Genomic DNA, 13,740 nt, shown 5'->3' with positions numbered 1-13,740 from the left:
ATCCTCCTGGTCGGCCGACCCCACACTCTAGGCACGTCGAGACCACCGTGCGACGCCTGACGATCAACCTGATGCCCTGACGATCGTCGCGGGCGAACGCACGCTTAGCCTCTCGATGTGGCCCTCCTGCTCGACATCACCCCGCTGCGCGTCAACGCGTCGTACCGCCGGCTCTTCACCGGCTTCACGCTGAGCGGGATCGGCGCCCAGCTGGCCACCGTCGCGATCGGCCTGCAGGTGTACGACATCACCGGGTCCACGTTCGCGGTCGGTGTCGTCGGCCTGTGCGCGCTGGTGCCGCTGGTGGTCATGGGCCTGTACGGCGGCGCGCTGGTCGACGCGCACGACCGGCGTCGGGTGGCGCTCGCCGCCGGCGCGGTCCTGTGGGCCGTGTCCGTCCTCAACACCGTGCAGGCGGTCCTCGGCAACACCCACGTCGGCGTCCTCTACGTGCTGGTCGCGATCTACAACGCCGGCTTCGCGGTGGTCAGCCCGGCCCGGTCGGCGATCTACCCGCGCCTGCTGGACCGCGCGCTGCTCCCCGCCGCCAACGCCCTGTCCGTCGCCGCGATGAACATCGCCATGACCGTCGGCCCGCTCCTGGCCGGCGTCCTCGTCGACTGGGGCGGCTACGTCCTCGCGTACGGCATCGACGCGGTGCTGTTCACGTTCGCGATCTGGGGGCTGCTGCGGCTGGAGCCCATCCCGCCGGAGATCGACCCGACCTCGGACGCGGGCGTCCCGGCGCGGCGTCCCGGCCTGGCGTCGGTGCTGGACGGCCTGCGCTTCCTCGGCACCCGCCCGAACGTGCGCATGACCTTCCTCGCCGACTTCTGCGCGATGATCCTGGCCCAGCCGCGCGCGCTCTTCCCGGCCGTGGCGGCGCTGGCCTTCGGCGGTGGCGCCAAGACGGTCGGTCTGCTGTCCGCGGCGGTCGCGATCGGCGCCATCGTGTCGATGGCGGTGTCGGGACCGCTCGGGCGGATCCGCCGGCAGGGCCTCGCGGTCGTCGTGTCCGTGGCGCTGTGGGGCGTGTCGGTCGTCGGGTTCGGCCTCGCCGTCGCGGGCGCCGGCGGCGTCCTCTCCTCGGCGCAGGCGCTGTGGCTCGGCGCGCTCGCCCTGGCCTGCGCGGGCGCGTGCGACTCGGTGTCAGCGGTGTTCCGGACGACGATCCTGCAGTCGGCGACGCCGGACCATCTGCGCGGCCGGCTCCAGGGCGTCTTCATCGTGGTCGTCGCGGGCGGCCCGCGCCTGGGCGACCTGGTCGCGGGTTCGGGCGCGACGATCAGCTCCGAGGGTGTCGCGGCGATCGTCGGCGGCGTGCTGTGCGTCGTCGCCGTCGTCCTGCTGTCGATGTGGCAGCGCGGCTTCCTCCGGTACGACGCCGAGCACCCCACGCCGTAGCCCCGCCCCCAACGGGTGTAGGAACGCGGTCCATACGCCGCGTTCCTACACCCGTTGAGCGACGAACCGCTCATCACCAGCCGTACCTCCCCGAATGGAACTCGAACCACCCGCCGGTCCAGAAGGACGTGCCCTGCATCAGCACCATCACCAGGCTGAGCAGCACGGCCCCGTTGACCGGGACCAGGAGGAAGAGCCAGCGCCGGTCCTGCTGCGAGCGCCGGGTCAGCCAGATCGAGGCGAGCACCGTCAGCAGCACCGGGACCACCAGCCGGGGGACGGTCGCCCGCATCGGCCGGTCCTCGATCAGGACGAAGTAGGCGGCGACGCCGACCAGCGCACCGCGCAGCGCCCACCAGACCGGCTGGCCGACCTCCCGCAGGTCCCGCGCGAGCGACCCGGGCAGAGCCGCCGCACCATGTCGCACCGTCCGCTCACCGAACCGCCAGACCGGGAGCCGAGCGACCATGCCCAGGTCCCGACCCCTCAGAACGATCAGACCCACTGCCGCAGGCGCCAGCCCGATCGCCAGAACGAGCAGGAACTGCCCCAACGGGTGCCCGTAGGACAACATGACCCACGACACCGAGATGACGGGCAGCAGGAGCGTCGAAAGCACGGCACACGTCAGCGCGAGTCGCGCCCGCCCGTTCCTGGCGGTCGAAGCAGGCTTCTGAAAGCCCGCTGCCGCGCGCAGCTCGGCGGCGTACTCCTCTGGCGTGCCGAGCCGCTGCTCGAGCACCGTGGCCGACGGGTCACCCAGCTCGACCGACAGCTCGGCCAGGTGCTCGGCGACGTCCTCCAGCAGGTCGTCACGCTCCTCCGCCGGCAGGTCGGCGAGCGCCGCGCCCACCCGCTCCCGGTACGCCATGGCCGCGTCCGTGTCGACGACCGTGCTCATGCTGTCTCCCTCAGCAGGGCCGACATCGTGTCGGCGAAGTGGTCCCAGGTCTTGGTCGAGCGCTCCAACAGGTCCCGCCCGGTGGCGTTGAGCGCGTAGTACTTGCGGTGCGGCCCCTCGTCGCTGGGCTGCACGTACGACGTGAGCGCGCCCGCCGTGTAGAGGCGCCGCAGCGTCCCGTACACGCTGGCGTCGCCGACGTCGTCCAGCCCGGCGGTCCGCAGGCGCCGGACGACGTCGTACCCGTAGCCGTCGCCCTCCCTCAGCACGGCGAGCACGGCGATGTCCAGCACTCCCTTGAGGAGCTGGCTCGTGTCCACGTGGCGCCTCCTCCCTCTCCTGGCGCGCACCGGGCGAGTCCCGGTGCAACGCGATGAACGCTACTACGGATAAGAGAGTAGCGGCGGCGGAACGCGCCGCACACCGACACGCCCGGATCGGCCCCGACGCCCTGGCATGTCGGCCGGGACTGACGCATAGTGAAGGTGTTGTCTACCGAGAGGAAGCACCTGATGGGCTTCACGGACAAGATCAAGAACGCGGCCGACGACGCAGCCGGCAAGGCGAAGGAAGCGCTCGGCGACGCCAAGGGCGACGAGCGCCTGAAGGCCGAGGGCCAGGGCGACCAGACCGAGGCCGACCTGAAGAAGGCCGGCGAGAACGCCAAGGACGCCTTCAAGAAGTAGCCACACACGCCAGTGCCCCACTCCCGTCCGCGGGAGTGGGGCACTGGTGCGTACGGGGGTCAGCGCAGGTTCAGCGCGTCCTTGATCGTGTAGTGCAGGTCGGTCTGGTCGGTGAGGCCGACGACGTTGGCCGCGCGAGGGCCGTACGCGCCGATCCGCACCTGGGTACCGGTGTGCTCCTGCGAGCCGCCCTCGGGAGCGGTGCCGTAGCTGAGAGTCATGGGGCTGCCCTCGTTGGTCAGCAGCGTGGTCGTCAGGCCCGGGGTGTTGACGCCCGGCTCGACGATCTGGCTGGTGTGGCCGTGGTCGGCGGTGACGATGACGGTGGTGTTGCCGTCCTTCTTGGCGAAGTCCAGCGCGGCCTTCACCGCGGCGTCGAAGCCGACGGTCTCACCGATCTGACCGCAGGCGTTCGCGGCGTGGTCCTGCTTGTCGATGCTCGCGCCCTCGACCTGCAGGAAGAAGCCCTTCCGGGAACCCTTGGCGTTGTCGAGCAGCGAGATCGCCTTGGTGGTCATCGCCTTCAGCGCCGGCTGCGTCGCGGGCCGGTCGGCGTTCGGGGTGCAGCGCGCCGCCGGCTTGGTGGCGCCGTCCTTCGTCGCGGCCGGACCGGACCAGTCGACCGGGAAGTTGCCGTCGGCGAACAGGCCGAGCACCGGGCGCTTCTGGTCGGCTGACCTCACCGCGTCGAGCTCGGCCGCGGTCGTCGGCAGCTGGTAGCCGCGCGCCTGGGCCTGGTCGCGCAGGGTCAGGCCCTGGTAGCGGCCGGCGGTCGCCTTCTCAGCGAACGTCTTGGCGCCGCCACCGAGCGTGACGTCGGCGCGGGTGTCGATCAGCTGCTCGGCGATCGAGCCCCGACCGCCGTTCTCCAGGGCGTTGGTCGGGCAGGTCTTCAGCGTGACCGCCGGGCCGTAGCAGGAGCGGGACGTCACGTGCGCGGCCTGGACCGCGGGCGTCGCGTCCTCGATCTCTGCGGTGGTGACGTTGCCGGTGCGCAGGCCGTTCTTCTTGGCCAGCTCGAGCAGCGTCGCGTGCGGGGCGCCCTTGATGTCGACGGCGATCGCGCCGTCATAGGACTTGGTGCCGGTCGACCAGCCGGTGCCGGACGCCGCGGAGTCGGTGACGTAGTCCGGCTTGCCGTCCTTGGTCAGCGAGAACGTCGTGTACTGGCCGGTCAGCGGCATCGCGTCGATGCCGGGCAGCCGACCGTCGGCGCCGACGGAGTAGTTGCGGGCGGAGGTGATCTCCGAGTCGCCCATGCCGTCACCGATCAGCAGGATGACGTTGCGGGCGTGGCCGCCCTTGACGGCCTTCTTGACCGCCTGGGTCTGGTCGCCGTGCAGGCGAGCCGCACCACCGGGCCGGCTCAGGTCGCTGCCGGTGCCGGCGACGGCGTAACCGCCGGCGAGGACCAGGGTCCCGGCTGCGGCGACGGCCACCAGCGTCGTACGGCGGCGGAGTCGTGCAGTGCTCATCAGTGTTCTCCCTCAGTGGAGTCGTGCATGCGGCTGGCAGCCAACTCCGCGACGTTGAACGCCGGGGGCCGCACGGATGGACGCACGACATCCATAGGGAGACGAGATGAACCGCGGTACGCGAGCGCGCTGCGGTCCAGCCTCAGGCGTGCAGCGGCTCGCCGGCCGGCCCGTCGAACGGATCGGCGTCGTCGACACCAGGCCCCCCGAGCGGTGAACCCATCCACGACAGCGCCAGCCAGCCGCCCGGATCGCCCTCGACGACGACCACGCCGGTGTTGCCGAGCGGGTTGTTGCGCGCGAACGCCGCTGCGAGGTTGCCGGCCCGGACGGTGGTCCACACCCGGATGAGGGCGCCGTGACTGACGACCGCGGCCACCTGCGCGCCGGAGGCGACGACGTGCCGCAGTGAGTCGTCCACCCGCGCGAGGACCTCCTCGCCGGTCTCGCCGCCGGGCATCCGCGCGTCGAGCTCGCCGTGCGTCCACCGCCAGAGCACACCGAGATAGGCGTGGACGCTCTCCTCGTCGGTCGCCTTCTCGACGTCACCGGCCTGGATCTCGTGGACGCCGGGCAGCTCGAGCACGGGTACGCCGATCGCGCGTGCCAGCGGCGCGGCGGTCTGCTGCGCCCGCAGCGCCTGCGAGGCGAAGACCGCCTCGATCCCCTCGCCGGCGACGGCTTCGGGGATGGCGTCCGCCTGGGCGTCGCCGAGGTCGGTCAGCCCGGGACCGGGCAGGGCGGTGTCCAGGGACCCGGCGACGTTCGCCGGGGTCTGGCCGTGGCGGATCAGCAGCAGGCGCATCAGGGCTGGCTCCTTCGGTGCACGCTGCCACCATCCTCGCCCACGCCACCTCGGCGCGAGCAACCCGCCGTCCACCAACGCGACCGACCGGACCCGGACAGCCCGAGAGGACCACGTGCCCGTCGGTGGTCACGTGGTCCTCTCGGCGCGAGATGCCCTCCGGGGAGGAGGTCGCCGGTCAGCGGCCGGCGGCGGCCTGCCGGTCCAGCTGCTTCAGCCCGGCCAGGCCGTCGGCGACCGTGCCGGCGTCCGTGGAGCGGAGCATCGTGGTGAGCCGCTTGACCTCGCGCGTCGAGACGCCGGCGGCCTGGGCCTTGGCGAGGTTCTTCGACGAGGTGAGGTTCATGGCCAGGACGGCGTCGGCGGCGTGGCGCGTACGCGCGGTCGAGGACGTCTTGGCCGCCGCCGTCTTGGTGAGGTAGGAAGTGCCCGTCAGCGCCGGCCCGAAGAGCTTGGCGTAGCCGACGTTCCCGTCCCGGTTGGGGTGGTAGGACTCCTCGATCGGGTTGCTCAGGCCGTTGATCCACTCCACGTTGTCGCACACCGCGTGCCCGGAGAACGACGAGCGCGGGTCGACGTAGGTGAACCCGCGGGCGGTCGCCTTCGTCCGGATCAGGCTGTCCAGGTCGTTCGTGGCGGAGTTGAGGCTGGCCTCCTCCGTCGGGCTGAAGAACGTCAGGGCGTTGCAGTCCTCGCCGTTGAAGATCAGCGGGTACCCGCCGATGGCGACCTTGGCGTTGGGCGCCTTGGTGCGGATCGAGCCGAACAGCGAGTCGTACCGCCCGGGCAGCTGGTTGGTGAGGATGGAGCGACCGTTCGCGATCGCGCCGTTGCAGTCGCTCAGCCAGCTCGGCTGGGCGCAGGTGGTGATGACGTTGGCGAACCCGACGTCGTTACCGCCGATGGTCATGGACACCAGGGACGTCCCGCTGCTCAGCGCACCGAGCTGGTTGTTGGTGACGTCCGCGGTCGTCGCGCCGCTGCACGCCTGATAGCTCAGCGACAGCCCGTATCGCGAGGCCACCAGCGCGGGGTAGCCGTACGGCGACCGGTAGCAGCTGTCGACCTTGGCGCGGGTGCCGACACCCGCGGAGTAGGAGTCGCCGAGGGCGACGTAGGAGCCGGCCGCAGCGCCCGCCGCGGGCATCAGCCCCACGGAGAGAGCGGAGGAGCCGGCGAGCACCAGACCAACCACAGCAGAACGTCTCGTCATGGGGAGAAACGTCCTCCTGTGTGACCCACGCCACAACCGGAATTCACTGACGAATGATTCAAGAATCAGTCAACGAATCCCCTGCTGTTCCTCGTGAAATGTTCTATGGATGAACAGGTCTCGTCAGTCCCGGCGGTGTGCCGCGCGACCGGACGTGGGCGTCCAGGTCGGCGAGGCGCTGTCGCGCGGCGTCGTCGTCGGGCGCAGCGCGGGCCAGGGCGGCGACCTCGTCAGGGTCCAGGCCGCTGCGCCGAGCACCGTGCAGGCTCTCCTCGCCGAGCAGGTCGGGCAGCTCGAACCGCGTCCGCGCCCCGGTCGGCGCACCCTGCACGACCCGCGGCTCCCGGGCCGGCTCGGGCACCTCCGGGCGGCCGAGACGCTCCAGCACCAGCCGCGCGTACGCGTCGTGGCCCGCGGTGGTCGGGTGGAAGGAGACCTCGATCGGGTGGGACACCCCGCGGATCCACTCCGGCGTCTGACAGACCGCGTGCCCCTCGAACACCGTTCGTACGTCGACGAACTCGGCACCTGCCTGCTCGGCCGCCGCGCCGATCACCCCCGCGAGCTCGTCCGCGGCGTCGTTCAGCCGGGTCATCTCGTGGTCGCTGAAGAACGTCAGCAGGTTGCAGTCCTCACCGGCGAACAGACGCGGGTAGCCGGCCACCACGAGCCGCGCGTCCGGAGCCGCCCGCCGGACGCGGTCGTACAGGTCGGCGAGGCGCCTCGGCACGTCCTCCCGCAGCACGGTCAGCGCGGCGTCGATGACGGGGTCGGAGTCTCCCATCCACGCGGGCTTCGCACACTCGGTCAGCACGTGGGCGAACCCCAGGTCGTTGCCTCCCGCGGTGACGGTGACGAGCGTGACGCCTGGTGCCAGCGGCCCGAGCTGACCGGCCACCACGTCGGCGACGGTCGCGCCCTGGCAGGCCTGCATCGCCAGGTCGACCCCCAGGGCGGCGGCCACCTGCACCGGGTACGCACCGCGGCTGCGCAGGCACGGGTTGTCCGGGCCGGGGTCGCCGGCTCCCGCACCGGCAGCGTAGGAGTCCCCGAGAGCGACGTAGTCGATGGCCACGCGGACAGCATGGCCCACCCCACGGACACCACGGTTCGGACGCCATACCTTCGGAATGTCCGGGAAGAACTTCGCGAAAGGACTGGCGCATCCCGTCCGGGCACGCGATCTTGGTGAGGCCTGTGTCGTCGCAGCCAGCAGGGGGCTGCGACGGGCGGCGTCACCGACGACGAACGGAGCCCCCATGAGCGAGCACGACGTCCCCGCCCAGACCGTGAGCGACTACGAGGCGGTCGGGGGTGGTCCCGCCGTCAAGGCCGTCGTGAACCGCTTCTACGAGCTCGTCGTCGGCGACCCCGACCTCGCGCCGTTCTTCGCGGGCATCGACATGGCGTCGCTCAAGCGGCACCAGGTGCTGCTGGTCTCCCAGGTCATGGGCGGCCCGGCCGAGTACGACGGCCGCGAGCTGCGCGCCGCGCACGCCGAGCTGCCGATCCGCCCCGAGCACTTCGCCGCCGTGGTCGAGCACCTGGTCGCCGCGCTGCAAGAGTTCTCGGTGCCCGCGGAGATCATCGACCGCGTCGTCGCGGCGCTCGGGCAGACGCAGCCGGACATCGTCACGGCCGACGCGCACTGATCGGTGGACACCGACGCGCTCAAGCACACGTGGGCGCTGGCCGAGAAGGCCGGCGACGAGGTCCCGCTGTGGTTCTACGGGCACCTGTTCCTGGAGCATCCCGAGCTGCGCGAGATGTTCCCGGTGTCCATGGCGACCCAGCGCGACCGGCTGGTCAGCGCCCTGGGCCGGATCGTGAGCGACGTCGACCGGCTGGACGAGGTCACCGGCTTCATCCAGCAGCTCGGCCGTGACCACCGCCGTTTCCAGGTCGTGGCCGACCACTACGGCGCGGTCGGCGCGTCCCTGCTGGCGACACTGGAGCACTTCCTCGGCGCCGAGTGGACCCCGCAGGTCGCGGCGGACTGGGCGGCGGCGTACGGCGTGATTGCCACGGCGATGGTCCAGGCCGCCGAGGAGTCCGAGGACTACCAGCCGGCGTCCTGGGACGGCGAGGTCCTCTCGGTCGACCGCCGGACCCTCGATGTCGCGGTGCTGCAGGTGCGCCCGAGCCAGCGGATGGAGTACGTCGCGGGTCAGTCGGTCGCGGTCGAGATCCCCCAGCACCCGCGCCTGTGGCGCTACCTCAGCCCCGCCAACGCGCCGCGCCGCAACGGCACCCTGGAGCTGCACGTCCAGCGGGTGCCGGGCGGCCAGGTCAGCGCGGCCCTGGTGAAGTCGGTGAAGCCCGGCCAGACCCTCCGCCTCGGCGCCCCGATCGGCGAGACGCTCACGCTGCCCGTCGACAACGAGCGCCCGCTGCTGATGATCGCGGGCTCGACCGGGCTCGCGCCGCTGCGAGCGCACCTGGAACGCATCGACCACGAGTGGCAGCGCTCCGGCACCGCCCCGCAGGTCCACCTCTTCCACGGCGTCCGGCACCCGTGGAACCTCTACGAGCACGAGCTGCTCACCCAGCTCACCGCCCGCCCCTGGTTCGACTACACCCCGGTGGTGTCGGACGACCCGACCTTCCCCGGCAGCCGCGGTCTGGTCGGCGAGGTCGCCACCGACGGTCGCGACTGGCAGGGCCGGATCGCGCTGGTGTGCGGTTCGCCCGAGATGGTCGACCACACCGTCGGGCGTCTCGAGGCCCTGGGCCTCCCGACGGTCGACATCCGGTACGAGCAGTTCGCCACCGCCAAAGAGCAGCGCCCTACCTTCCCTGACATCAACGAATCGGGTGACCAGTCATGAACGCCTCGGAAACACCACTGTTCTTCGAGTCAGGACCCCAGCGGCCGCGTCGTGCCGAGCACGTCACGCTGCCCGGCCTGGACGAGCTGGAGTTCCGCCGCTCCAGCGACGGAGGGTACGACGCCGACGAGGTCGACGCGTTCCTGGACGACCTGCGGGTCGTGCTGGAGGCCGCCGACCAGGAGCGCACCGTGCTGAAGGCCGACCTGGCGCAGGCGCGCGACCGGCTGGCCGAGGGCGGCACCGAGCAGCAGACGATGGACGCCGTCGGGCTGCTCAGCCAGGCCCAGCTGATCGCCGACAAGTGCATCGCGGACGCCGAGACCTACGCCCGCGACCTGATGCTCACCGCGCGCAGCCAGTACCGCGAGATCCTCGAACGGGCCGAGGCCAAGGCCGCCGAGACCGTGCAGGACGCCGCGCTGCTGGCCCCGGCCGACGCGGAACGGGAGGCGGGTGACGAGCCGGCCGCCGTGCCCGAGGTCGAGTACGTCCGGACGTACGCGCGGGTCGCCCAGGTCCAGCTGCGCGCGGTGCTGGACGCCCTGGCCGAGCAGGTGGACCAGCTGGGTGCCCTGCCCAAGCCGCCCCGCCCGCCGGCCGCGGCTCGGCCCGCCGGGCTGAGCGCTGCCCCGCCGCCGGAGGTGGACGACGCCGACGAGGACGAGGGTCAGGACGACGACGCCGACGAGATCACCGGCGACGTCCGGTGGGAGCCGCGCGACGCGGGCTGATCCGCAGCGCACAGGCCCGGCCTGCGACCGATCGGGTCGGGTCCGGCCTCAGCGGTGCCCGGCGCGCAGCACCATCTCCAGCTCGAACCGGCTCTGCGGGTCCTCCAGCGCCGGGCCGAACACCTCCCGCAGCTGTCCAACGCGGTAGCCGACGGTCTGGGGGTGGACGTGCAGCTCCTCGGCGACCCGGGCCCGTTCGCCCTGGTGGCGCAGCCACGAGAACAACGTCTCCACGAGCCGCTGCCGCTGGGTGTCGCGCAGGCTGTCCAGCGGCGCCAGCCGCACCCGCGCCAGGTCGCCGACCAGGTCCGGGTCCGCGGCAAGGACGAGCGCCGCGAGGTGGTCCTCGACCCACCGGGCGCCGAGCGCGCGGGTCCCGTGGCCTTCCTCGACGGCCAGACCCGCCAGCGCCGCGCGCAGCGAGTCCGCGGCACGCGACCAGGGGCGCACCGGGCCGACCCACGCCCGCCGGCTCCCGATCAGTCGCGTCACCTCCGCACGCCCGCGCTGCCCGACGGGCGCCTTCAGCACGGCGACGGCGTACTCCGCACGGGCCCGGACCAGGGCGCGCTCACCGAAGACGAGCCGGAGGCCGTCGGCGTCGTCCAGCGGGACGACGACGGCGACGACCTCGCTCGGCATGACCCACTCCGCGGACGCCGCCTGGGCCCGGACCTCCGCCTCGTCCGCGCGGCCGGACATCATCAGCTCCAGCAGCGCCCCGCGACGACGGTCGCGTTCGCCGACCTGGCGGAACTGCTCGTCGGCGAACGCCTCGACGCTGGTCGCGGACAGCTCGTCGACGTACACGAAGATCGACTCCCCGAGCGGCAGCAGCACCGTGGGGTCGAGCCCCTCGTCGACGGCAACCTGCGAGGTCGTCCGGAACGCCACCCGGGCGCCGATCCGGTACGCCGCCAGCAGCGCCTCCAGCGGGCGCCCGGTCCGCGCCTCGCCGCGGCCGAGGTGCTGGTAGACCAGCCGCCCGGCCCGGGTGAGCGCTGCCTCCTCCTGCCCCGGCAGCTCCAGCAGCAGCCGGCTGAGCGCCACCTCGACGCCCTGCCGGACGGCGAGCCCGAAGTCGCCCTCCAGCGGCCGGGCGTACGCGGGGACGTCCCGCTGGATGGCGCCGATGATCTGCTCGACGATCTCACCGAGGTGCGGCCGGATGGCCTGGGACACCTCAGCGGGGAGCCCGGCCCAGGGGGGTGCGTCGTCAGACGCCGTCGATCGGATCGTCATCTTGGGAACTTTGCTCGTCGGAGGACAATTTCTGCTGCACCGATTGTAGGTGAATGCAGCAGATTTCATTCCTGGGATCAATCACACTGGACGGGTGGGTGTACGAGAGATGGCGCTGTCCGCAGCGTCGGTGTTCACCGCGCCGCGTCATCCGCAGGACTTCCTGCAGCTGGTGAATCCGCTGTCGTCCGCACGGCAGCTCCGCGGCGTGGTCACCTCGGTGACCCCGGAGTGCTCCGGCAGCGTCACGATCGCCTTCCGCCCCGGCCGCGGCTGGCACGCCCACGAGGCCGGGCAGTACGCCCGCATCGGCGTCGAGATCGATGGCGTCCGGCAGTGGCGGTCCTACTCGTTGTCGGCTCCCGCCGGCCAGGACCCCGCCATCACCGTCACCGCCGTGGGCCGCGTCTCACGGCACCTGGTCGAGAGCACCCGAGTCGGGGACGTGCTCTTCCTCGCGCCGCCGCAGGGTGACTTCCTCCTCCCGACCGGCCCCCGTCCGCTGCTGATGCTCACCGCCGGCTCCGGCATCACCCCGGTCATGTCGATGATCCGGACGCTGGTACCGCGCCGCCCGGACGCCGACGTGGTCCTGATCCACTCCGCCCGCACCCCGCAGGACGCGCTCTTCCGCGCCGAGCTGGCCACGCTGGCCGCCGACCACGACGGGCTGCACGTCGCGCACCGCTACACCGCCACCGACGGGCGGATCGACTTCACCTCCCCCGCCGACCTGGACGCCCTGTGCCCCGACTGGCGCTCGCGCAAGGCGTACGTCTGCGGGCCGGCCGAGCTGCTCGACGACGCATCGCAGATGTGGCACGACCACCACGTCGCCGACGCGCTGAGCGTCGAGCGCTTCGAGACCGCGCTGCTGACCGACGCCGGTGCCGGCGGCCGGGTGGTCTTCGAGAAGTCCGACAAGGAGGCCGTGGCCGACGGCAGCACGACGCTGCTGGAGGCGGGCGAGGACGCCGGCGTCCTCATGCCGCACGGCTGCCGGATGGGCATCTGCCGCAGCTGCCTGGTCCCGCTGCGCGCCGGCCAGATCAAGGACCTGCGCACCGGAGAGACCCACGCCGACGAGGGCGAGCTGATCCAGACCTGCATCAGCGCCCCGTGCGGCACCGTCCACCTCGACGTCTGACCGACCGCTCCCACCCGACCCCCCTAGGAGGAGCCAGCATGACCCTCACCGCCGAGACCACGAACTCCACCGCCCAGGACATCGGCCGCAGCCACACACCGCCCAAGGCGCGGCGGACCGGCGCGCTGCCGACCGAGGGCGGCGTCCTCGTCCGGCCACCGGCCGCCGCGCACCTGTCCGACGACGACGTGCGCCGGCTCGGCGAGGAGCTGGACGCGATCCGCGACGAGGTGATCGCCTCCCGCGGCAGCCGGGACGCCGCGTACATCCGCCGGATGATCAAGCTCCAGAAGAGCCTCGAGCTCGCCGGCCGCGTCGCGCTGCTGGGCAGCCGCTACAAGCCGCTGTGGTTCCTCGGCACCGGCATGGTCGCGACGGGCAAGATCCTGGACAACATGGAGATCGGGCACAACGTCCTGCACGGCCAGTGGGACTGGATGCGCGACCCGGACATCCACTCCACTACCTACGAGTGGGACTTCGTCGCCCCGGCCCGCGGCTGGCAGCACACCCACAACGACCTGCACCACACCTGGACCAACGTCATCGGCAAGGACCGCGACGTGGGATACAACATCCTGCGGGTCAGCCCGGACCAGCCGTGGCAGAAGCGCGACCTGTTCAACCCGGCGGTCAACCTGGGGCTCTCGTTCGTCTTCGAGTGGGGCATCGCCTCCTACGACCTCGAGTGGGACATGGTCAAGGCCGGCTACAAGTCGCGCGAGCAGTTCGACAGCGACCTCGCCGCGCTGCGGGTGAAGGCCCAGGACCAGATCGTCAAGGAGTACATGATGCTCCCGGCCGTCGCGATGCTGACCAAGTCCGGTCGGCGCGCGCTCACCGGCGCGCTCACGGCCAACGTGATCCGCAACATGTGGGCGCACGCGGTCATCTTCTGCGGACACTTCCCCGAGGACGTCGACACCTTCAGCGAGGACATGATCGACGGCGAGACCCGCGGCGACTGGTACATCCGCCAGATGCTCGGCTCGGCCAACATCTCCGGCAGCAGGCTCTTCCACACGCTGACCGGCAACCTGTCGCACCAGATCGAGCACCACCTCTTCCCGGACATCCCGTCCAACCGGTACATCGAGATCGCGCCGCGCGTCCGCGAGATCTGCAGCCGCTACGGCCTGCCGTACACGACCGGTCCGCTGGGGCTGCAGCTGGCCTCGACGTGGAAGCAGATCTGCCGCCTCGCCGTGCCGGACGACTTCGACCGGCGCCGCCCGATCGCCTCGATCCGCCGGGCGTGGGCCTCCGCCTGACCGTTCGGCCGCCCGCCGTGGCGTGATACTGGGT

The 13,740-nt window shown here is 71.9% G+C and carries 14 protein-coding genes; 7 read left to right on the top strand and 7 right to left on the bottom strand.

What is annotated here, in order from left to right:
- Positions 1-117 precede the first annotated feature (117 nt).
- The gene (locus tag P4R38_RS17170) at positions 118-1,404 is read left to right on the top strand and encodes an MFS transporter (protein ID WP_277193233.1); all 1,287 of its coding nucleotides are present in this window, start codon (positions 118-120) and stop codon (positions 1,402-1,404) included.
- Positions 1,405-1,477: 73 nt separating this feature from the next.
- On the opposite strand, the gene P4R38_RS17165 is transcribed toward P4R38_RS17170, so the two are convergent.
- Complete coding sequence (locus P4R38_RS17165; protein WP_277193232.1) at positions 1,478-2,305, bottom strand: DUF1700 domain-containing protein; 828 nt, start codon at positions 2,303-2,305, stop codon at positions 1,478-1,480.
- On the bottom strand, positions 2,302-2,625 hold the full coding sequence (locus tag P4R38_RS17160; protein ID WP_275237319.1) for a PadR family transcriptional regulator: 324 nt from the start codon (positions 2,623-2,625) through the stop codon (positions 2,302-2,304). The genes P4R38_RS17165 and P4R38_RS17160 overlap by 4 nt, the downstream gene beginning before the upstream one ends.
- Positions 2,626-2,817: 192 nt before the next feature.
- Here P4R38_RS17160 and P4R38_RS17155 point away from each other — a divergent pair, with 192 nt between their 5' ends.
- On the top strand, positions 2,818-2,991 hold the full coding sequence (locus P4R38_RS17155) for a CsbD family protein (protein WP_275237402.1): 174 nt from the start codon (positions 2,818-2,820) through the stop codon (positions 2,989-2,991).
- Between the two features lie 59 nt (positions 2,992-3,050).
- Here P4R38_RS17155 and phoA read toward each other — a convergent pair whose 3' ends face one another.
- From phoA to P4R38_RS17135, 4 genes are all read right to left on the bottom strand, one after another.
- Complete coding sequence (gene phoA, locus P4R38_RS17150; protein WP_277193231.1) at positions 3,051-4,466, bottom strand: alkaline phosphatase; 1,416 nt, start codon at positions 4,464-4,466, stop codon at positions 3,051-3,053.
- A 142-nt stretch (positions 4,467-4,608) separates the two neighbouring features.
- Positions 4,609-5,271, bottom strand: coding sequence for a histidine phosphatase family protein (locus tag P4R38_RS17145; protein ID WP_277193230.1), 663 nt, complete (start codon positions 5,269-5,271; stop codon positions 4,609-4,611).
- A 178-nt stretch (positions 5,272-5,449) separates the two neighbouring features.
- Positions 5,450-6,484, bottom strand: a complete 1,035-nt coding sequence (locus P4R38_RS17140) for an SGNH/GDSL hydrolase family protein (protein WP_277193229.1) — start codon at positions 6,482-6,484, stop codon at positions 5,450-5,452.
- Between the two features lie 103 nt (positions 6,485-6,587).
- Complete coding sequence (locus tag P4R38_RS17135) at positions 6,588-7,559, bottom strand: SGNH/GDSL hydrolase family protein (protein WP_277193228.1); 972 nt, start codon at positions 7,557-7,559, stop codon at positions 6,588-6,590.
- Between the two features lie 184 nt (positions 7,560-7,743).
- Between P4R38_RS17135 and P4R38_RS17130 the strand changes: the two genes are divergently transcribed.
- From P4R38_RS17130 to P4R38_RS17120, 3 genes are read left to right on the top strand one after another with little or no spacing between them, the layout of a single operon-like run.
- The gene (locus tag P4R38_RS17130) at positions 7,744-8,136 is read left to right on the top strand and encodes a group I truncated hemoglobin (RefSeq protein WP_277193227.1); all 393 of its coding nucleotides are present in this window, start codon (positions 7,744-7,746) and stop codon (positions 8,134-8,136) included.
- Between the two features lie 3 nt (positions 8,137-8,139).
- On the top strand, positions 8,140-9,312 hold the full coding sequence (locus P4R38_RS17125; protein WP_277193226.1) for a globin domain-containing protein: 1,173 nt from the start codon (positions 8,140-8,142) through the stop codon (positions 9,310-9,312).
- Positions 9,309-10,046 (top strand): DivIVA domain-containing protein, encoded by a 738-nt coding sequence (locus P4R38_RS17120; protein ID WP_277193225.1) that lies wholly within the window; start codon positions 9,309-9,311, stop codon positions 10,044-10,046. Before P4R38_RS17125 ends, P4R38_RS17120 begins: the two co-directional genes overlap by 4 nt.
- A 48-nt stretch (positions 10,047-10,094) precedes the next feature.
- Here the strand turns inward: P4R38_RS17120 and P4R38_RS17115 are convergent, their stop codons facing one another.
- Positions 10,095-11,288: a PucR family transcriptional regulator gene (locus P4R38_RS17115; protein WP_277193224.1), complete on the bottom strand. Its 1,194-nt coding sequence runs from the start codon at positions 11,286-11,288 to the stop codon at positions 10,095-10,097.
- A 109-nt stretch (positions 11,289-11,397) separates the two neighbouring features.
- Here P4R38_RS17115 and P4R38_RS17110 point away from each other — a divergent pair, with 109 nt between their 5' ends.
- Positions 11,398-12,435 (top strand): ferredoxin reductase, encoded by a 1,038-nt coding sequence (locus tag P4R38_RS17110; protein ID WP_277193249.1) that lies wholly within the window; start codon positions 11,398-11,400, stop codon positions 12,433-12,435.
- Positions 12,436-12,473: 38 nt separating this feature from the next.
- On the top strand, positions 12,474-13,706 hold the full coding sequence (locus P4R38_RS17105) for a fatty acid desaturase family protein (protein WP_277193223.1): 1,233 nt from the start codon (positions 12,474-12,476) through the stop codon (positions 13,704-13,706).
- Positions 13,707-13,740: the final 34 nt, after the last annotated feature.

Source organism: Luteipulveratus flavus, assembly GCF_029439465.1.
In the GTDB taxonomy this organism is placed as follows: domain Bacteria; phylum Actinomycetota; class Actinomycetes; order Actinomycetales; family Dermatophilaceae; genus Luteipulveratus; species Luteipulveratus flavus.
This window is presented reverse-complemented; position numbering and strand designations above follow the sequence as displayed.